General features: G+C 74.5%; 15 protein-coding genes. 11 read left to right on the plus strand and 4 right to left on the minus strand.

Features of this window, described 5'->3' with window-relative positions; translation table 11 throughout:
* Positions 1-56: 56 nt before the first annotated feature.
* Positions 57-1,031 carry a DUF1702 family protein gene (locus ACQP1S_RS18045; protein WP_432896715.1) on the minus strand — a complete coding sequence of 325 codons (975 nt, stop codon included), beginning with the start codon at positions 1,029-1,031 and terminating at the stop codon, positions 57-59.
* A 135-nt stretch (positions 1,032-1,166) separates the two neighbouring features.
* The gene (locus ACQP1S_RS18050; protein WP_432896718.1) at positions 1,167-2,222 is read right to left on the minus strand and encodes a carboxymuconolactone decarboxylase family protein; all 1,056 of its coding nucleotides are present in this window, start codon (positions 2,220-2,222) and stop codon (positions 1,167-1,169) included.
* 466 nt (positions 2,223-2,688) lie between these two features.
* Here ACQP1S_RS18050 and ACQP1S_RS18055 point away from each other — a divergent pair, with 466 nt between their 5' ends.
* Positions 2,689-3,435, plus strand: coding sequence for a TIGR03084 family metal-binding protein (locus tag ACQP1S_RS18055; RefSeq protein WP_245722445.1), 747 nt, complete (start codon positions 2,689-2,691; stop codon positions 3,433-3,435).
* A gap of 58 nt (positions 3,436-3,493) precedes the next feature.
* Here ACQP1S_RS18055 and ACQP1S_RS18060 read toward each other — a convergent pair whose 3' ends face one another.
* Positions 3,494-4,489, minus strand: coding sequence for a DUF1702 family protein (locus ACQP1S_RS18060; protein WP_091242967.1), 996 nt, complete (start codon positions 4,487-4,489; stop codon positions 3,494-3,496).
* 427 nt (positions 4,490-4,916) lie between these two features.
* Here ACQP1S_RS18060 and ACQP1S_RS18065 point away from each other — a divergent pair, with 427 nt between their 5' ends.
* From ACQP1S_RS18065 to ACQP1S_RS18075, 3 genes are all read left to right on the plus strand, one after another.
* On the plus strand, positions 4,917-5,486 hold the full coding sequence (locus ACQP1S_RS18065) for a DUF5987 family protein (protein ID WP_425413146.1): 570 nt from the start codon (positions 4,917-4,919) through the stop codon (positions 5,484-5,486).
* Positions 5,483-7,120, plus strand: coding sequence for a GMC family oxidoreductase (locus ACQP1S_RS18070; protein WP_357775567.1), 1,638 nt, complete (start codon positions 5,483-5,485; stop codon positions 7,118-7,120). Before ACQP1S_RS18065 ends, ACQP1S_RS18070 begins: the two co-directional genes overlap by 4 nt.
* A 61-nt stretch (positions 7,121-7,181) precedes the next feature.
* Positions 7,182-8,252, plus strand: coding sequence for a carboxymuconolactone decarboxylase family protein (locus ACQP1S_RS18075; RefSeq protein ID WP_432896723.1), 1,071 nt, complete (start codon positions 7,182-7,184; stop codon positions 8,250-8,252).
* A 467-nt stretch (positions 8,253-8,719) separates the two neighbouring features.
* On the opposite strand, the gene ACQP1S_RS18080 is transcribed toward ACQP1S_RS18075, so the two are convergent.
* Positions 8,720-10,240 (minus strand): FAD-dependent oxidoreductase, encoded by a 1,521-nt coding sequence (locus ACQP1S_RS18080; protein WP_432896726.1) that lies wholly within the window; start codon positions 10,238-10,240, stop codon positions 8,720-8,722.
* Positions 10,241-10,666: 426 nt separating this feature from the next.
* On the opposite strand from ACQP1S_RS18080, the gene ACQP1S_RS18085 reads away from it, so the two are divergent.
* From ACQP1S_RS18085 to ACQP1S_RS18115, 7 genes are all read left to right on the plus strand, one after another.
* The gene (locus tag ACQP1S_RS18085; protein ID WP_357775574.1) at positions 10,667-10,846 is read left to right on the plus strand and encodes a hypothetical protein; all 180 of its coding nucleotides are present in this window, start codon (positions 10,667-10,669) and stop codon (positions 10,844-10,846) included.
* Between the two features lie 99 nt (positions 10,847-10,945).
* Positions 10,946-12,949 (plus strand): acyltransferase family protein, encoded by a 2,004-nt coding sequence (locus tag ACQP1S_RS18090; protein ID WP_432896729.1) that lies wholly within the window; start codon positions 10,946-10,948, stop codon positions 12,947-12,949.
* Between the two features lie 111 nt (positions 12,950-13,060).
* Entirely contained in the window at positions 13,061-13,987 is a 927-nt protein-coding gene (locus ACQP1S_RS18095) for an alpha/beta fold hydrolase (RefSeq protein WP_432896732.1), read from the plus strand.
* A gap of 215 nt (positions 13,988-14,202) precedes the next feature.
* The gene (locus ACQP1S_RS18100; protein ID WP_363668056.1) at positions 14,203-15,144 is read left to right on the plus strand and encodes an ABC transporter permease; all 942 of its coding nucleotides are present in this window, start codon (positions 14,203-14,205) and stop codon (positions 15,142-15,144) included.
* Complete coding sequence (locus ACQP1S_RS18105) at positions 15,141-17,153, plus strand: oligopeptide/dipeptide ABC transporter ATP-binding protein (RefSeq protein WP_432896736.1); 2,013 nt, start codon at positions 15,141-15,143, stop codon at positions 17,151-17,153. The genes ACQP1S_RS18100 and ACQP1S_RS18105 overlap by 4 nt, the downstream gene beginning before the upstream one ends.
* Complete coding sequence (locus ACQP1S_RS18110) at positions 17,150-18,007, plus strand: oligopeptide/dipeptide ABC transporter ATP-binding protein (RefSeq protein ID WP_432896739.1); 858 nt, start codon at positions 17,150-17,152, stop codon at positions 18,005-18,007. Before ACQP1S_RS18105 ends, ACQP1S_RS18110 begins: the two co-directional genes overlap by 4 nt.
* Before the next feature lie 48 nt (positions 18,008-18,055).
* A complete protein-coding gene (locus ACQP1S_RS18115) occupies positions 18,056-19,627 on the plus strand; it encodes an ABC transporter substrate-binding protein (protein ID WP_363668050.1) in 1,572 nt (523 codons plus the stop codon).
* Positions 19,628-19,647 lie beyond the last annotated feature (20 nt).

Raw genomic sequence — 19,647 nt, forward strand, 5'->3', positions numbered from 1 at the left:
CCGGGACCACCCGGCGGCGGCGGGACGGGAACAGGGACGGGGACGGGACGTCCCGGTCAGTGCCTTCCGCGTACCCGTAGTTCGGCGGCGATGGCGCGACGCCAGATCTCGTAGGCGGGCTCCAGCGGGCTGTCGCCGTCGGTCGGCCGCTGCGCGTCGCAGATCCGGTCCGCCTCCGCCGGGGTGGTGCCGGCCAGCACCGCCGTCGCCCGGCCCGTGTGCGGGGTCTCCAGGCCGGCCGTCAGCCGGGCGGTCGCGGCGAACGCGCTGCCCTGGGCGACCTGGGCGCGGTGTACGCCGGCCCGGTCGAGGAACAGACGCAGCTCGTCGGAGTCGACGCCACCGGCGTACGTGGCGGCCAGGCCGGCGCCGCCGTAGAGGTCGGCCCGGCGCTCGGCCGGGAACCTGTCGATCAGGTCGGCGATCACCGTGGTGTCGGTGCCGCCGACGAACCACATCGCCCGGCCGATACCCTGGTCGATGGCGCGCTGGGCGTACCAGCGGGGGCCGTCGGCCGGCCACGGGAAGTCCGGCTCCTGGTACTGCTCGTGCACGTACCGGCGGGTGTGGAAGTACGCCTGGTGGAAGCCGTAGCCGTCGAGCACCAGCCAGCGCAGCAGCGGGTCCGGGGCGGACAGCTTCGACCAGCGGAACCGGGGCACCCGGGCCATCGCCCAGCCGACCCCGACGTAGGCCATGTAGATGTGGTCGGCCCCCCGTCCGGCCAGGAACGTCGCCACCCGGTCCGACCGGCCGCCCGGCAGGGCGTCCAGCACGGCGAAGCCCATCGCGGCCCCCTCGTAGGCGAAGCCGCGGAACTGCGGACGCACCGCCTCCAGCGTCGGCTCGGCGTCGGCGGGGTGCCGGGCCTCGGCCGCCGCCGCATACCCGGTCAGAAATGACTCGCCGACGGTTTCCAACAGTTCGACGGCGGCCGGATTCTTGCGGTGGAAACCGCGAACATCCAGTTTGGTCTCCGACAACGAGGGCGTGAGAATGCGTTGCCGCAATCTCCGGAATGTATTCGACACCTGGCGTCCCCCTATCTTCTCGCACGTCAGGAGGGATGCCTCCTGAAGTTATGTTTTCAGCGACGAAACAGATCGTCTACTTCAAAGGTGCGACACCGGCGCATTACCCGATGGCCCCGAAATTGATCGGCAGGGTCACCGGGGGGCCGGCGCGGCACCGCGTCGGCCGACCTCCCGCGCCGCCGCGTACGCCCCCCAGGCCACCGCCTGCACCAGCTCCCGGTCGGTCGGGGCGGCCCGGCGGAACCCCGCGACCACCCCGTCGTCCACCAGATGGGAGGCGAACGCGGTCAGCAGCACCAGTCGACCGGCCGCCCGGTCCGCCGCCGGCAACTCCCCGACGGCCTCGTCGCACCAGCGCCGGCCGGGGCCGGGTGGCTCCCCGTCCCAACGGTCGAGCCGGCCGCGCACCAGGGTCCGTACCGACGGCGGCACCGCCTCCTCGCCGGCCCGGTCGAACGCCCGGTAGGCGCGGGCCGTCGCCTCGGCGATCACCGGATCGGCGGCGGCCCACCCGGCGTCGACCGGCAACGCCGCCGCCGGCAGCAACGCCAGCGACCGCCCCGGCCGGGGCGCGGCCCGCAGGGTGGGCCGCAGCAGCCGACCGACGGCCCGCTTGAACCGTCGACGGGCGGCACCGGACAACCCGGCCGGCAGCAGATGGTCGGGCAGGAAGACGTTGACCACCCGGGCCAGGTAGTGGAAGGCCACCACCACGCCGACCAACTCCGGGCCGTGGGCGGCCGGGAACGGGGCCGGCGTCGTGCCGGTGTGGGCCTGCCGGGCCCAGCTCGCCACCGACCGGACCACCGGGTCGCCCAGGTCGGCCAGCCGGTCGTCGGCGACCGCCTCCGCGTCGTCCTCGGTGGCCAGGTCGTACAGGCTGATGCTGTGCATGTCCACGCAGTACGGACAGGTGTTGGCCACGGAGACCCCGGCGGCCACCGCCTCCTTGGTGCGTCGGTCCACCGCCCGGCCCGCGAGCAGCGGCTCCCGCATCAACATCCAGTACGCGGCGAGCACCGGCGGCGCCGGGGAGTGCAGCAGCACCGGCGGCACCACCAGCTTCTGCTCGTCCTGCGCCTGGGCGTAGACCTCGGCCACCAGGCCCCGGGCCACGCCGGCCGGCACCGGCGCGACATACCTGACCTGGCGGCGTACCACCGATGACGCGACCCGTGCGGCGACCATGGTCCCTCCCCCTGGCGGGCCCGCCGGCGTGCCGGAGTTGGCCGGACGTCGACGGCCGGGCCCATCGTGGTCAGCATGCGCCGGACGGCCCGGCCGGCGGTTCTTCCACGGTGCGCAACCCGGCGCACGGGCACGGATGCGCCCCGGTCGACCGGCCCGCACAATCGACCGCGAGCGCCGGCCCGAGCGGCAGCGACGGCGGGCTGCCGCTGCGCATGACGAGAGAAGACAGCGCCCGCGCCCGGCCCGCATGCTGCTGGTGCTGACGTGACGCCGTCGGCGTGGGGCCCGGCCACCGGCCGCCCCGACGCGCGGCGGCGACGGGATCGGCGTCGTGCGTGGCAACCGGCGCCCTCGGACGCGCCGGGCCACGCTCGCCACAGCTGACGAGCGAGAGGACAGACGCGTGAGCGCACGAAACGACGTCTTCGTCGACCTGGCCCTGGAGGGTGACGCCGTCGACCGGATGGTGGCCGACCTCGACGAGGCGCAGTGGGCGCGGGAAACCCCCGCGCCGGAGTGGACCATCGCCCACCAGATCGCCCACCTGGCGGCGACCTTCCGGCTGGCGGGCCTGGCCGCGGCGGACCCGGCGGGGTTCGTCGCGCTCGCCGGGCAGTTCGGGCCCGACTTCAACCGCAACGTGCGGACCGCGCTCTCGCCCTACCTGTCCGCGCCGCCACCGGCGCTGCTGGCCAAGTGGCGTGAGGAACGGGCCACCGCCGAGCAGGCCCTGGTGGCGGTGCCGGCCGGACAGCCGGTGCCCTGGCTGGTCCGACCGCTGCCCGCGCCGGTGCTGGCCGCCGCCGGCATGATGGAGCTGTTCGGTCACGGGCAGGACATCGCCGACGCGCTCGGCCTGCGCCCCGAGCGCACCGACCGGCTCCGGCACCTGGTCGACTTCGCCGTGCGGACCTGGGACTTCGGTTACCAGGCCCGGCAGCTGGACACGCCGGACGTCGAGTTCCGGTTCGAGATCACCGCGCCCTCCGGCGGGCAGGTCTGGGAGTTCGGGCCGGCGGACGCCACCGAGCGGATCAGCGGCCCGGCGGCCGACCTGTGCCTGCTGGTCACCCGCCGCCGGCACCGCGCCGACCTGGCGCTCACCGCCGTCGGGGCGGAGGCCGACCGCTGGCTGGACCTGGCGCAGGCATACCGGGGCCCGGCCGGCCCCGGCCGCACCCCGGGCCAGTTCAGCACCGTGTCGGCCTGACGCGTCGGCGGCCCCGTCCCGGGCGGGACGGGGGCCGCCGGCTGTCCACCGGCGGGGGTCAGGCGGGGGTCGCCGGGTCGGCGGCCGGCACCCGGTCGCGCACCCGGGCCCGCCACAGCTCGTACGCCGGCAGGTCCGGCCCGGCGGCGGCGTCCACCGCGACGTCGTCGGCCAGTACGGAGGCGTGCTCCACCGTCATTCCGGCGAGGGCGTGCAGCGCCACCCCGGTGTGCGCCGGGATGTGGCCCGAGTAGTCGCGGGCCTTCGCGGCGAACACCGCGCCCTGGCCCAGGTGGGGCCGGTCGACGCCGCTGAGCCGGGCCAGCAGGGCCAACCCGTCCGCGTCGCAGCCACCGGCGAAGGTGGCCGCCAGTCCGACCCCGCTCCACAGGTCGGCCCGCCGGGACCGGTCGAACCGCTCCACTGCCGTGGCCACCTGGGTCGGCTGCGCACCGTGGATGAACCACAGCGCCCGGCCGACGCCCTGGTCGCAGGCGCGGGCGAAGTAGTCGGGGTGCCCCTGCCACGGGTACGGCGAGGGGCGGAACTGCCCGCCCACCCAGCGGTCGGTGTCGAAGTAGGCCCGGTCGAAGCCGTACCCGTCGACGGCCAGCCAGCTCATCGTCGGGTAGTACCGCATGCCGGTCAGGTCGGGCAGCACCCGTCGCCACAGCGGACGCGGCAGCCGGGCCATCGCGAAGCCGATCCCGATGTAGGTGAGGAAGGTGTGCCGCTCGGCCCGGCCCCGCAGCAGGTCCCGGGCCCGGTGGCCACGCCCGCCGGCCATCGCGTCGCGCACCGTGCAGGCCATCGTCGCCCCCTCGTAGGCGAACCCGCGCAGCTCGACGTCGACCAACTCCAGGCGACGTTCCACCTCCCACTGGTCGCGGGCGTCGATCGCCCACTCGAACCCGCAGATCACCGCCTGTGGGATGGCCTCCAGCCGCCGGGTGACCGCCGACTCGGCGACGGGGAAGCCGCGCCGGGCGAAGGTCACCTCGGCCAGCGACGGGGTGAGCAGCAGCCTGCGGATCGAACCGAGGGTGGTCGGCATGGACATCTCCCTGGGGTACGCCGGACGGTCGGTCCGTCGGCAACGGTCGGGACCCGCCGGGGCACCTCGGGGCGCACGCCGGTCACGGGTGCACTCATCGTCCGGGCCGGACCGGTTTCCCCGCTTCTCCCGACGTGCGCAGGTGTCCGCCCGGGACGGGCCCCGACGCGGCGGACCGGGGCCCCGGTGGCGGGCCGCCGGGCCGGTGACGGCGGCACCGATGTCGGGCCGCGGCACCCACCGCACTTCGGAAGGTGTTTCGGTGCGGTCGATGCGTGCACGATGTGCGGCAGCGGAATCGCGCGGAACCGGGGCCGGATTCCCCCGGACCCGGCCGACGCCGACATTCACGCACACCGTGGTGAACGCAGAAAAGAGTATCCCGGAACCGCCCGGAACAATGTCGCACCGGACAGGAGGCGTCGCCGTGCAGCCCAGTATCACCGACGCAGACACAGCGCGGACAATGACCATCGAGGCCTTTGCCGACACCATTGTTCCGGGTGAGAAGAGAAGCCCGGACGACCCGGCCGTGGCCGGTGCCGCCCCCGGTGGCGGCGCGGTCGCCGCCGGGGCGCTGGAGTTGCTGGAGTTGCCGGCCGGCGGCCTGGCCGAGTCGCTCGACGGGCTGGCCCTCACCCTCGACATGCACGCCGGCGAGTACGCCGCCGAGCAGGGGGTCGCCCTGGACCCGGCGCTGCCGGCGTTCGTCGCCCTGCCGTTCGCGCACCGCACCGAGCTGGTACGCCGGCTGACCGACCCGGAGCACCCGGAGAAGCAGATGTGGGTGGGCCTGGCGCTGTTCAGCAACATGGCCTTCGACAGCGCGGCGCACCGGTCCACCGTGACGGCGCTCGCCGAAGGGCACCCCGGTCTGCTGCACCTCGGCTACCACCGGCCGGACGCCGACGGGTTGTGGCGGTACCCGAACTACTCCTACGGCCGCCCACTGGCACCCCTGCACCCCGACACGACCCCCACCGGGAGCCCGGCATGAGCAGCACCGAGAGCACCGACGTCCTGATCATCGGCAGTGGCTTCGGCGGCGCGATCACCGCATACCACCTGGCCGCCGGCGGCGCGAAGGTGGTGATCCTGGAGCGCGGGCCGTGGCTGTCCGGCCAGGACTTCGACCACGACTTCGAGCTCGGCTCGTCGTACACCCGGGCGTTCGACTTCGTCGTCGGGGACGGGATGAGCGTGCTCAGCGGCAACTGCGTGGGTGGTGGCAGCGTCGTCTACTTCGCCACCATGCCCCGGGCGCCCCGGTTCGTCTTCGAACGCCAGGGGTCGATCGGCCGGCGGATGTGGCCGGCCGCGATCAACCGGGACACCCTGGACCCGTGGTACGACCGGGTGGTCGAGGCCCTGCCGGTGACCGGCCAGAGCTGGGACCAGGTGCCGTACCCCGGTGGGCTGTGGGCGGCGGCCTGCGCGCACGCGGGCCGCACGGCCAACCCGGTGCCGTCGGCGATCGACCTGGACAAGTGCACCAACTGCAACTGGATGATGGCCGGCTGCCGGTTCGACGCCAAGCGGTCGCTGCTGCTGAACTACCTGCCGGCGGCGCTGGCCCACGGCGCGACGATCCGGCCGTTGCACGAGGTGCAGCACCTGTCCCGCACCGACGACGGCGGCTACCGGGTGCACTACCGGGTCGTCGACGACGAGGACTACCGGATCCTGCACGACGCGGGCACCATCGACGCGAAGATCGTGATCGTCGCGGCCGGCGCCGGGGCCACCCCGGTCATCCTGCAACGCTCCGAGCCGACGCTGGGCAAGATGCCGTCGGCGGTCGGACGCTACTTCTCCGGCAACGGGGAGCGGCTCAACACCGCCGTGTTCGACGAGGACCGGGTCCGCGAGGTGCTGGGCCTGGACCGGGGCGACGGGGTCGCCTACGAGTCGTACCAGATCGGTCGGGGGCCGACGGTGGCCAGCTGGGACAAGCTCGACGCCAACCTGCCCGAGTACGAGCGGTACTCGCTGGAGCAGCTCTACTTCCCGCCCGGCCTGGGCACCATCCTCGCCCAGGTGCCCGACGCGACCGGCCCGAGCTGGTTCGGGGTGGAGAAGAAGGAGCTGATGCGGCACTTCAAGTCGTGGCTGACCGTCTTCACCATGTCCGAGGACGACAACGAGGGCGTGTTCGGGCCGCCACCGGAGACCGGCAACGCGCACCGGTTCTCCCAGCAGATGCTGGGGCACGGCCCGCTGCGGTACCAGCCCACCGCCAACACCTGGCGGGGCTGGAACCTGTCCGACGCCGACGTCAAGGACATCGTCGAACGCGACGGCCTGGCGAAGGTGATGCCGTGGACCAACGACCTGGTGGGCGCGTACACCGTGCACCCGCTGGCGTCCTGCCGGATCGGTGACGACCCGGCGACCTCGGCCCTGGACGACCGGCACGAGTTGCGCGGTCACCCGGGCATCTTCGTCACCGACGGTTCGGCGGTGCCCGGCGCCCTCACGGTCAATCCGGCCCTGACGATCAGCGCGCTGGCCGAACGGGCCGTCCCGGGCATCGTCCGGGCCGCCCAGGCGCGCGGGGTCGCGGTCACCTACGGCGCTCCCGCGCCGGACGGCGCGACCGCCGGCCGCCGCGCCGTGCTCCAGACTCGCTGACCTCGACCGCGGTCCCCCGGCATCCGGCCGGGGGACCGCGCCGATCTGGAAGGGGATGACCGTGGCGACCCTGTTGGCCCGCGCCACCCGGCGCACCGTGCTCGCCCACGTCCGGCACGTCCGACCGGTCGCCCCGCATCGGGCGGACGGACTCGTCGCCCGGGTGTACGGGCAGGTCGAGCGGGATTTCGGCATGCTGGCCCCACCGATGGCGTTGCATTCCCCCGCCCCGGACGTGCTGGCGGCGAGCTGGACGATGCTGCGGGAGACCCTGGTGGCCACCGGTCCGGCCGGCCGGGCGGCGAAGGAGGCGGTGGCGGCGGCGGTCTCTGCGGCGAACCGCTGCCCGTACTGCGTCGACGTGCACGGGGCCGCCCTGGTCGGGTTGTTCCCCGGCGGCGACGGGGCCGGCCCGGCGGTGGACCGGCTCGACGACGGGCCGTGGGGCCCGCTGGCCCGGTGGGCCGGCCGGCCGTCCCCGCACGGCCCGGCCGGGCCGCCGCCCGCCCCGGCGGCGCAGGTCCCGGAGCTGGTCGGGGTGGCGGTGGTCTTCCACTACCTGAATCGGATGGTCAACGTCTTCCTGCGGGACTCCCCGCTGCCCGACACCCCGTCGCTGGCCCGGGGTGTGGTGCAGCGGACGGCGGCCCGGGTGATGGGTGCGCTGGCCCGCCGTCCCTGCCCGCCGGGGGCGGCGTTGGAGCTGCTCGCGGCCGCCCCGCCCCCGGCCGACCTGGCCTGGGCGGGGGCGACGGTGCTCGCCGACGGGCTGGCCCGGGGCTACGCCGCGATCGAAGACGGCGGCCGGCAGATCGTTCCCGCCGGGGTACGGGAGCTGGTCGCCGCCCGCTGCGCCGACCCGCAGGACGGTCCGGCCGGCATCAGCGCCCGCCCCTGGGTGGAGGACGCCGTCGCCGGCCTGTCCCCGGTGGAGCGTCCGGCGGGACGGCTCGCCCTGCTCACCGCGTTCGCCTCGTACCAGGTGACCGACGCCGTGGTGGCGGACTTCCGCGCGCACCACCCCGGTGACGACGCCCTGGTCACGCTCACCGCCTGGGCGGCCCTGACGGCGGCCCGGCGCTACGGTCCCGCGCTGGCCGGCGGCCCGGGCGTGACGGAACCGACCGGCTGACCCCCGCCCTGGTCCCCGACCGTGGGTCGGGGGCGACGCGCGGCGCGGAGCCTGGGCACGGCGCGGAGCCTGGGCTGCGGTGAGCTGGGGCGCGGGGCGGGGCGGTGAGTACCGCTCCCGGTGGGACCACCTTCCCCGCTGCGCTTATGCCACCCAGTCATATTCATGACGCAGGGGCATACCACCTATCCGGCACACCATGCCTTCCCGCACCAGCGGCTCCCCTGACTCACCTCGTTCGGCCCGCCTCCCGGCAGGACGGCGCGCCACCGTCGACCGCTCCGGCACCCGCGTGGTGGCCGGCCGGAGCGCCGCCCTCCCCGCGTTCACCGGCTCCGACAGGACGGTGCCCCGACAGGACGGCCCGGTAGGCAGGGTGGTTGGGCAGGGTGGGTAGGCAGGGTGGGTAGGCAGGGTGCAGCCGGAGCCGGTTCCCGCGCCGGCTCCGGCTGCTGTCCCTGGGCCGGTCAGGACCCCGCCCGCTGCCCGGCGTCCACCGGGCCCGCCGGCTCGTCCCCCGCCCCGGTGGCCGGCGGGCGCACCGACGCCGCCGGAACCGACGACGGTGCCGACGCGGCGACCGTCGGGGAGACCGGCGCGGGCGCAGGGACCGGCGAGGTGGCCGGCATGTCCCGGGCCAGCCGGAGCACCCGCACCAGCAACGGCAGCCGCCACAGCGTGCGCGGCGGGTCGACCAGCCCGGCGACCCGCATGTACGCCCGGGTGACCTCCGGGTCCTTGGTCATCGCGTACTGGAGTCGGACCAGGTAGGCGTTGTGCAGCCGGATCGGCAACGACCGCGGCCCCACCCCGGGGAAGTCCAGGTCGGTGCGGGTGGACAGCTGCCACGGGTGGCGCATCTGCCGGGCCACGTCCCGCAGGTAGGAGCGACCGTCGGCGGCGGCCTGCCCGTCGAGGAACCGGCGCAGCGCGGTCACCTGCATCGCCGCGGCGGTCATCCCCTGGCCGTAGACCGGGTTGAAACTGCACACCGCGTCGCCCAGCACCGCCAGCCCGGCGGGGAACCGGGTCAGCCGCTCGTAGTGCCGCCAGACACTGGCCGGGAAGGTGAAGGAGACCGCGTCCCCGGTCGGGTCGGCGTCGCGTACCGCTTGGTGGATGTCGGCCACCGGCAGGGTCCGGACGTACTCCTCGAAACCTGCCGGATCGGTCGGCGGGTGGTCGCCGAGGATGCCGGTCAGGCTGAGCCGGAAGTCGCCGGTGGCGGTCTGCCCGAAGAACGCCCCCCGGGGGTGCTCGGGCGAGGCCACCGGGTTGATCGCCACCGGCCCGTCGAAGGTGCCGGGCCGCCGCCGGTAGGTGCGGGTGGTGTACGCCAGCCCGATCGTCATCCGCTCCTCGACCGGCCGCTCGTAACCCAGCTCGGCCAGCCAGACGGGCAGCCGGGAGCCCCGACCGGTGGCGTCGACCACCAGGTCCGCGTCGAGCCGCTGCTCGGGGCTGCCCGGCGTACGCTCCTGGATCCGGACCCCGGTGACCCGGCCCCGGTCCGCGGTGGCCACCAGCCCCAGCACGTCGGTGTGCTGCCGGTAGGTCACGTTGGGTAACCCGGCCACCCGGGAGCGCAGGTAGTTCTCCAGCACCGGCCGGTTGCCGGCGACGGAGAGCAGCCCGGTCTCGGTGCGGGCGATCGGGCGGGCGTTGAAATACCACCGCATCAGCCCGAAGTCGCGTACCGGCAGGCCCAGTTCCTTGGCGTCGTCGAGCAGGCCGGGAAAGAGGTCGGACAGGATCAGGTAGCCCCGGGCGTGCAGCCCGTGCGCGTGTACGGCGTGGGACGCGCCCTTACGCATGCCGGTGACCCCGAGCACCTCGTCCCGGTCCACCACGACGACCTCGCGGTACCAGTCGGACAGCACCCGGGCGGCCAGCGTGCCGGCGATGCTGCCGCCGGCCACCACCGCCCGGTCCCCCAGGATTCGTGGCGCTCCCGGTGTCGACTGCCGGCCGCCGAACGCGGCGCGCATCCGGTCCATCATCCCACCGCTTCGCGCGGTCCTGCTCGCTGCGACATGGTCGCCCATCTGCGGTGCCTCCCTGAACTCGGTCGGCGGCCCACGCGGGGCGGGGACGGGAACGCCCCGCCGCGCACACCGCCGGGCGTGCGGCTCGCCAGGTGTGCTGCCCATGCAAGCAGAGGACGAGGGGGTCGCACGTCCTCGTACGTGCCCAATGCGGACGGTCACCTCCGGCCGGTCGGCGGTGCCGGTGGGGGCGGCGGTGGCCGGCCCGACGGGGTCGACCGACGGGGCTGAGCACGCTCGGAGATGACCTCCCACCTCGCCGGATCCATCCTCGAACCGGTACGACGGGTGCCGCCGACAGTCGCGGCCCCGGCGGTGCGGTGCCGGCGCCCGGCACCACACGGACGGTCGAGACGAGGAGGCGGACACGTGCCGCAGGTGACCGAGAACGAGGACGGGACCACGACCTTCAGCATCAACTCCGCCGAGCTGCGCCGGCTGCGGGACGTGGTCCTCGACCGGGTCCCCGAGTTGAAGCGGGCACTGGAGCTGGCGGAGAGCCCCGAGGTCCGTACGACGCTGCGGTTCGTGCGGTCCGTCATCCGCTGACCACCGGCCCGCTGGACGCCGGCGACGACCATCCCGCGTGCCGTGGGCCCGGCCGGCTCCCGGTCGACGCCCCGCCGGCCGGACCGAAAGGACGAGTACGTGAGCGTGACGAGCAGGGACAGCGGCGGGGCCCCGGCCCCCACGGGCAGGGCGGGCGGCGACCGGGACCCGGCGATCTTCGGGATTCGCGGGTTGGCGGCGTTGGCGCTGCTGACGGTGCACGTGGCGATGTTCTCCGGGCTGTTGGGCACCAAGGCCCTGGGTACGCCCCGACCGCCGAGCAACTTCCTCGGCGCGTTCTTCGTCAGCGGGCTGCCGTCGTTCATCGGGGTGTTCTTCGTCCTGCCCGCGCTCTACCTCTACCTGCCGTTGGCGCGGGCGATCATCGCCGGGCGGCCCCGCCCGCCGCAGGGCGCGACGATGGTCCGCCGGCTGATGCGGCTGCTCCCGGCGTACTACCTGATGTATCTGGTGGTGCTGGTGGCGCTGAACCGGGACGCCATCGACGGCCCCTGGTACGTGCTGCGTCCGTTGCTGCTGTTGCAGATCTACTCGCCGAGCCCGTTCGCGCCGCACTTCATCAACGGGATGGAGGTCAGCTGGACGGTGCCGAGCATGGTGCAGTGGTACCTGGCGCTGCCGCTGATCGCCTGGGCGAGCCACCGGTTCGCCGCCCGGGGCGCGACCCCGGTGGCCCGGGCCCGCCGGTTGCTGCTGCCGGTGCCGGTGCTGATCGGCATCGGCGTCGGCTGGCTCTTCTTCGTCAAGGGCAACGGCTGGGACAACCGGATGGTGTTCTGGTGGCCGCAGGGCTTCGCGCCGACCATCGGCATCGGTCTGGGTCTGGCCGTGCTGCTGGCGCTGTCCCAGGTGTCGCCCGGTGACACCCCCCGGCTGCTCCGGCTCGCCGCCGTACGCCCGGGGCTGTTCTGGGTCGCCGCGATCGCGGTCTACCTGGTCAACTGCGCCCGCCCGTTCAGCGTGATCGGGATGGACGCGATCTACTCGACCAGCGGCCTGTTCATGACGTACCTGATGGTGGCCCTGTTCGGGCTGTTCGCGTCGCTGCCGCTGGTGTCCCCGGGGGCGGCCCGGACCCGGGCGGTGGACGCGGTGCTGACCGCCCGGCCGGTGGTCCACCTCGGCAAGGTCTCCTACGGCGTCTACCTGTGGCACTTCGCGGTGATGCACTTCTACCTCCAGCCGGGGGCGGTGTTCAGCGGCACCGTCCGCCCGATCCGCGAGCTGTACGGCACGGCCGGGTTCTGGGAACTGGAGACGGTGACCCTGCTCGGCGCGGTGCTGCTGGCCACGCTCAGCCACCGGCTGTTCGAGCAGCCGCTCGCCGCCCTGGTGGACGCCGCGCTGGTCCGGCGACGGCGGCCGACGCCGCGACCACCGGCGCTACGGCGGGCTCCGTTGCTGACCACCGCCACGGTCGACGTGCTGGCCCCGCCGGAGGCCGGGGCGGCCGTGGCGGCGGCGGTCACCGACCGGGACGCCATCCAGGCCAACCTGGTGGACCTGGAACGGCACCTGGACCGGCACCTGCTGGCCGCCGCCGAGCTGACCGGGGAGTCGGCCCGCCGGTGGGCCGCCGCGCGGGCGGATCTGGCGCAGCTGTGGACCGTCTACCACGCCTACTCGGCGGTGATCGACGAGGCGGTCCGGCCGTTCGCCGGTCCCGGCCAACCGTCCGGGGCGGAACTGGCCCGGGTCAGTGCCCTGCTCGACCAGGCGTCGGTGGTGGTCACCGGCCCACCCCCGCCGCTGTCGCGGCGGCGGATCACCGACGACGGCCGGGTGGAGCTGACCGTCGCGGCGGCGGTGGCCCGGATGGACGAGCTGTTCCGGGGGGTCGCCGAGGTGGTGACCGCGGCGGAGGCGGTGTGGGAGACCGCCGGGGCGCGGCTGGACCGGATCGACGCGGCACTGGCCCACCGGGCCGATGCCGACGGGGCGGACCCGGAGCCGGCGGTGCGCCAGGCCGACCGGCTGCGCACGGCGGTGCGGACGGACCCGTTGGCCCGGTGGCGGGACGGGGCGGTGGTCACCGACGACCTCGACGACCTTCTCGGCACGCTGGAACATCTCGTGGCATAGCCGGCGTTTTACGCGGTTTGCTCAGGCGGTGGGGCGGATAATCATCCCGCACGATGACCGGCGGTGGTCGCGGAATTCCCGCGCGTGGTCCGAGGGCATGAGGAGACCGTCTTGAGTACACATCGGACCGTTGGCGACGAGGACCTGTTGGCGGGGACGGAACGACACGTCCCCGCCAACGGCGTGCAGCTCTGCGTCGGCACCTTCGGCTCGCCGGACCACCCGGCCGTACTGCTGGTCAGCGGGGCGTCCAACTCGATGGACTGGTGGGCCGACGAGCTGTGCCGGCGACTCGCCGACGGCGGCCGGTACGTGGTGCGCTACGACCACCGCGACACCGGCCGGTCCACCGGCTGGCCGGCCGGCGACCCCGACTACCACTTCGACGACCTGGTCGCCGACGCCGCCGCCCTGGTCGAACAGCTCGACCTGGGGGCCGCCCACGTCTGGGGCATCTCGATGGGCGGCGCGATCGCCCAGCGGCTCGCCGTCGAGCATCCCCGGCGGGTCGCCTCGCTGACGTTGAGTTCGACCAGTCCCGCCCTGCGGATCGGCGAGCGCCCCTACGACGACCTGCCGCCGATGTCGAAGGCGCTGATGGCCAGCTTCGGCGAGTCCCGTCCTGACCCGGACTGGGCCGACCCGGACGCCGTCGTCGACCACATCGCCGCCGGCCAGCGACCGCTGACCGGAACCGTCCCGCTGGCCGGGGCGGAGCTGCGGGAACTCGTGGCGCGGGCGGTGGCGCGCACCGTCGACATCCGGGCCAGCCTGGCCAACCACTGGTCCATCGACGGCGGCGCCGAATACCGGGACGCGCTGGGCGGGATCACCGCACCGGCCCTGGTGGTGCACGGCACCGAGGACCCGCTCTTCCCGTACGGGCACGGGGAGGCGTTGGCCGCCGAACTGCCGGTCGCCCGGCTGCTGCCGTTGCCCGGGGTGGGGCACCAGATGCCGCCCCGCGCGACGTGGGACGTGCTCGTGCCGGCAGTCCTGGCGCACACCGGTGAAGGGCGCGGGATGCCCACCGGGTGAGCACGTCTGCGGAAGACAACCGCACCTCCGCTCTGCCAGCGTGGACACGGCCCCCGACGCGCCGCTGATCACGTCCGTCGGTGGGTCGACCCTGACCGCCGACGGCTGGAGCGTGACGCCATCAGACTCGACCATGCCGGCGACCCGGCCGGCCGTACGACCACAGGGGGGATCGGCGTCCGTGCGGATGCCGGTGCGGACGGCCACCGGTGGCCATGGTCCGGCTAGTCCTGCGCCGACTGGCCTGGACCGGGCCGTTGCTCTTCGTCGTCTCGGTCCTCTGCTTCCTGCTCATCTCGCTGGTGCCCGGTGACCCGGCCCGCACGGTGCTCGGCCCGCTGGCCCCACCCGAACAGGTCGAGGCGCTGCACCGGCAGATGGGGCTGGACCGGCCGCTGACCGTGCAGTATCTGAGCTGGCTGGCCGACGCCGTGCACGGCGACCTGGGCCGCTCGGTGAGCACCGGGACGGCGGTGGCCCCGCTGATCGCCAGCCGGCTGACGCCGACGGTCTCGCTGATCCTGCTGGCCACGCTGACCGTGGGCGTGGTCGGCACCGCCCTCGGTGTACTCAGCGCCGTCCGGGGTGGACCGCTCGGCCGGCTGGTCGACGTGGCCTCCGTGGTGGGGCTCGCCGTACCCGGATTCTGGCTGGCCCTGGTCCTGATCACCTGGCTGGCGGTGCGGTGGCGGCTGTTCCCGGCGACCGGCTACGTCCCGTTCGGGGAGTCCCCGGTGGGCTGGCTGCGGTCGCTGGCCCTGCCGGTGACCGCGACCTCGCTGGCGGCGGTCACCGCCGTGGCCAAGCAGACCCGCGATGCCATGCTGGACGTGCTGAGCCGGGACTTCGTCCGGGTGATGCAGGCCAACGGGTTGTCCACCCGGTCGATCGTCTACCGGCACGCGCTGCGGACCGCGGCGGTGCCGGTGGTCGCCCTGCTCGGAGTGATCTCCGCCAGCCTGCTCGGCGCGACGGTCCTGATCGAGAACATCTTCGGCCTGCCCGGCCTGGGTTCCGGGGCCGCCCTCGCCGCCGCCCAGCACGACATCCCGGTGCTCCAGGGCGCGGTGGTCTGCTACACCCTCATCGTCGTGGCGATCGGGCTGCTCGCCGACCTGGCCCAGGCGTGGCTCGACCCCCGGGTGGGGGCCCGGTGAGCGGGCCCGGCCGGGCGTCGGCGCGGTTGCTGCGTCGCCCGCTGGTGCTGCTCGCCCTGCTGTGGCTGGCGCTGGTGCTGGTGTGTGCCCTGCACCCGGAGCTGGTGACCGGTCGGGACCCGGTCGACCAGGACCTGCCCGCCGCCCTGAGCGGGCCGTCGGCCGCGCACCCGCTCGGCACCGACCGGCTCGGCCAGGATCTGCTCAGCCGGCTGGCGTACGGCGCGGCGGACACCCTGTGGGGGGTGCTGGTGGCGGTGCTGACCGCCACCGTGGTCGGGGTGGGTCTGGGGTTGCTCGCCGGCTACCTCGGCGGGCTGGTCGACGCGCTGGTCGGCCGGCTGGCCGACCTGCTGTTCGCGTTGCCGGCCATCGTGATCCTGCTGGTGGTGGTGGCCGTCTTCCCGGGTGACGTCACGATCGCCATGCTGACCTTCGGGTTGCTGCTCTCCTCCGGCCTGATCCGGGTGGTCCGGGCCGCCACCCGGTCGACCCGGGAGGAGCTGTTCATCGCGGCCGCCCGGCTGGCCGGGCTCTCCACGCCGCAGATCCTGCGCCGGCACGTGCTGCCCCGGCTGCGCGGCCTGGTCATCGTCCAGGCGTCGCTGGTCGCGGCGGTCGCCCTGGTGATGCAGGCGAGCCTGGCGTTCCTCGGCTTCGGGCCACCGCCGCCGGAGCCGAGCTGGGGCGGCATGATCGACGAGGCACGGGCGGTCATCGTCCGGCATCCGTGGGCCCTGGTCCCGCCGGGGCTGGCGGTCGCGTTGACCGTGCTCTCCTTCGTGCTGCTCGGCGACGCCGCCCGCGACGGCGCGACCGCCGCCTGGTCGGCGACGAAGCTGGCCCGCCGCCGACGCCGGTCACCCGGTGCGGGCGTCGCCCGCACCACGGCACCCGCACCGGCTCACCCCACGGGGTCCGCACCCGCCCACCCCCTGGGGTCCGCACCCGCCCACCCCGTGCTGTCCACCCCGGCCCACTCCGTCGCACCGCCGCCGGCCGGCACGCCCCGCCACGCCGACACGCTGCTGTCGGTACGCCAGCTGTCGGTCCAGCTCCCGGCCCGTCCCGGCCGGGGGGCGCGGACCGGCACCACCGTGGTCAGCGACGTCGACCTCGACGTCGGTCCGGGCGAGATCGTCGGTCTGGTCGGCGAGTCCGGCTGCGGCAAGACGGTCACCGCGCTGAGCATCCTCGGGCTGCCCCCGGGCGACGGCCGGATCACCGGCAGCTGCCACTTCGCCGGCGTCGACCTGGTCGGGGCCACCGACCGGCAGTGGCGCACGGTCCGGGGCCGCCGGATCGGGTACGTCGCCCAGGACCCGATGGTCAGTCTGGACCCGACCCTGCGCGTCGGCGTCCAACTCGCCGAGGCGGTCCGCCGGCACACCGGGCTGGGTCGGCGTCCGGCCCGCGCACGGGTGCTGGCGCTGCTGCGCGACGTCGGCCTGCCCGCGCCGGAGACCGCCGCACGGCGGTACCCGCACCAGTTGTCCGGTGGGATGGCCCAGCGGGTGGCGATCGCGTTCGCGCTGGCCGGCGACCCGGACCTGCTGATCGCCGACGAACCGACCACCGCGTTGGACGTCACCCGGCAGGCCGAGATCCTGGCCCTGCTCGCCCGCACCAGCCGGGAACGGCGGATGGCCGTGCTGCTGGTGACCCACGACCTGGGGGTGGTGGCCGCGCTCTGCGACCGGGCGGTGGTGATGTACGCCGGTCAGGTCGTCGAGTCCTGCCCGGTGACCGAGCTGTTCGCCCGCCCCCGGCACCCGTACACCCGGGGGTTGCTGGCGGCCGATCCGCACCGGGCGTCCCGGGCGGGCCCGCTGCCCACGATCAGCGGCACGGTGCCGGCCCCCGGGGACTGGCCGACCGGGTGCCGCTTCGCGCCGCGCTGCCCGCTGGCCGGGGATCCCTGCCGACGCGCCCCGGTGCCGCTGGACCGGCTCGGCCCCGGGCACGTCGTCCGGTGCGTACGGCCCGACGAGGACCGGGTGGCGGCGTGACGGGGCAGCCGTTGCTGGCGGTGCACGACCTGGTGGTCGACCTCGGGCGGCGACGGACGGCGACACGTGCGGTGGACCGGGTGAGCCTGACGGTGGCCGCCGGCGAGACGGTCGGCCTGGTCGGCGAGTCCGGCTCCGGCAAGTCGACGATCGCCCGCGCGATCCTGGGCCTGACCCCGGTCACCGGCGGCCGGATCGCGATCGACGGGGTGGACGTCACGCACGCCGGCCGGCGGCAACGCCGGGCGCTCAGCCGCGACGTGCAGTTGGTGTTCCAGGACCCGTTCAGCTCGCTCAACCCGGCCCGCCGGATCGGCGACTCCCTGGTCGAGCCCCTGCTCAACCGGCGTGGCGTCGACCCGGTGCGACGGCGCACGCTGGTCGCCGAGGCGCTCGGTCGGGTGGGCCTGCCGGCCGAGGCGGTGCACCGGTATCCGGGGCAGTTCTCCGGCGGGCAGCGGCAGCGCATCGCCCTGGCGCGGGCCCTGGTGGGCACCCCCCGCCTGCTGGTCACCGACGAGCCGGTGTCCGCGCTGGACCTGTCCGTCCGCGCCCAGATCATCAACCTGCTCGCCGACCTCCAGGCCGAGCTGGGGTTCGGTCACCTGTTCATCGCCCACGACCTGGCGGTGGTGCGGCACCTGTCGCACCGGATGGTGGTGCTCCACCAGGGACGGGTGGTCGAGTCCGGTGACGCCGAGGAGGTGTACCGGCGGCCCGCGCACCCGTACACCCGGGCGCTGCTGGCCGCCGTGCCGGTGCCGGACCCCGGCCGGGCCCGCGCCGCGCTGGCCGGCTTCGCCCGGCAGCCGCCCCAGGCCGGGCCGGCGCCCGGCCGCTGTTCGACCTCCTGACCAGACCCCCTCCCCCTCGACACCGGCGTCCGCCGGGAAAGGATGGCCATGTTCGCGCATCGTCCGCGCCGGAGCGTCCACCAGGTACGAGTCCTGGTCGCCGCCGCGCTGCTCACGGTCGGCTCGCTGACCGCCTGTTCCGGCACCGCCGAGGAGGGCGGCGCCACCGACGACGCCACCCTGACCCTGGCGGTGGCGGCCCCGCCGACGCTCGACCCGTACAAGGCCAACATCGACCTGAACAACATTCCGACGGTGGCGCTGGCGTACGCCCCGCTGATCCGGATGAACGCCGACCGGACGTTCACCGGGGAACTGGCCGAGTCGTTCGGCTACGTCGACCGGCAGAACAAGGTCTTCCAGCTCAAGCTGCGCCCGGGGGTGACCTTCGCCGACGGCACCCCGCTGGACGCCCCGGCGGTGGTCCGGTCGCTGGAGTACATGCGGACGGTCAGCCCGAAGGCGAAGACCTGGGCGGCCACCATCGCCAGCATCACCGCGCCGGACGCCGGCACGGTGGTGGTCACCAACAGCACCCCGAACCCGGTGATGCGGCAACTGTTCAGCCAGGCGATCCTCTCCGGTTCGGTCGTCTCCCCCGCCGGGCTGACCGACCCGGGCCAGTTGGCGCAGCGCACCTTCGGCGCCGGCCCGTACCAGCTCGACCCGGCCGGCACCGTCGCCGGCGACCACTACACCTACCTGCCCAACCCCCGGTACTGGAACAAGGAGGGGCAGCACTGGAAGAAGGTCGTGGTCCGGGTGCTGCCGGACTCGAACGCCACGGTGCAGGCCATCCAGGCCGGGCAGATCGACTATGCCGCGCTGAACGCCGACGCCGGGCCGGCGGTCGTCGCCGCCGGGCTCAAGCACATCACGGCGAGCGTGGCGGTGCTCGGCATGGTGCTCGCCGACCGCGACGGCACCGTCGCCGCGCCCCTGCGCGACGTGCGGGTACGCCAGGCGCTGAACCACGCCATCGACCGGGCCACGATCGCCAAGACGATCTTCGGCGAGTTCGCCCACCCGACCAGCCAGATCGCCGCCCCCGGCTTCGACGGCTACCAGGCGGCCCTGGACGACCGCTACCCGTACGACCCGGACCGGGCGAAGGCGCTGCTCGCCGAGGCGGGTTACCCGAACGGCTTCACCGTCAAGGCGGAGGCGCACACCCCCGGCATCGCCGCCGTCGCGCAGGTGGTGGCCGGGCAGTGGAAGAAGATCGGGGTGACCGTGGAGCTGACCACCGACACCCAGGTGCCGCAGTGGCTGGAGCACGTGATGTCGCGCAAGTTCCCGGTGACCGCGTTCGGCTACGGCAACCTGCCGACCTACCTGTCCTCGTTGGACTTCATGCGGCCGGTGGCCAACCCGTTCAACCCGTACGCCACCAACGACGCGCAGCTGCGGCAGTCGTTGGAGCGGGCGGTCGCCGAGCCGGACCCGACCACCCAGGCGGGGTTGTTCCAGCAGGCGGTGGCCCGTCTCACCGACCTGGCCTGGTTCGCGCCGGTGGTGCGGATGGACGGCATCGCGGTGACCGGCACCCGGGTCGCCCCGCTGGAGGCCGCCGCCGACAACGGCCTGCCGAGCGTGGTGACGGTCCGCCCGGCGGGCTGACCAGAAACAGATCCACAGTG

The organism is Micromonospora matsumotoense (genome assembly GCF_050951065.1).
GTDB lineage: Bacteria > Actinomycetota > Actinomycetes > Mycobacteriales > Micromonosporaceae > Micromonospora > Micromonospora matsumotoensis.

Bases quoted from the DNA above. Each gene is read 5' to 3' on its own strand.
- ACQP1S_RS18100 (WP_363668056.1), top strand. From the start codon at position 14,203: ATGGTCCGGCTAGTCCTGCGCCGACTGGCCTGGACCGGGCCGTTGCTC.
- ACQP1S_RS18050 (WP_432896718.1), bottom strand. From the start codon at position 2,222: ATGGTCGCCGCACGGGTCGCGTCATCGGTGGTACGCCGCCAGGTCAGG.
- ACQP1S_RS18080 (WP_432896726.1), bottom strand. From the start codon at position 10,240: ATGCGCGCCGCGTTCGGCGGCCGGCAGTCGACACCGGGAGCGCCACGA.
- ACQP1S_RS18070 (WP_357775567.1), top strand. From the start codon at position 5,483: ATGAGCAGCACCGAGAGCACCGACGTCCTGATCATCGGCAGTGGCTTC.
- ACQP1S_RS18055 (WP_245722445.1), top strand. From the start codon at position 2,689: ATGGTGGCCGACCTCGACGAGGCGCAGTGGGCGCGGGAAACCCCCGCG.
- ACQP1S_RS18115 (WP_363668050.1), top strand. From the start codon at position 18,056: ATGTTCGCGCATCGTCCGCGCCGGAGCGTCCACCAGGTACGAGTCCTG.
- ACQP1S_RS18060 (WP_091242967.1), bottom strand. From the start codon at position 4,489: ATGCCGACCACCCTCGGTTCGATCCGCAGGCTGCTGCTCACCCCGTCG.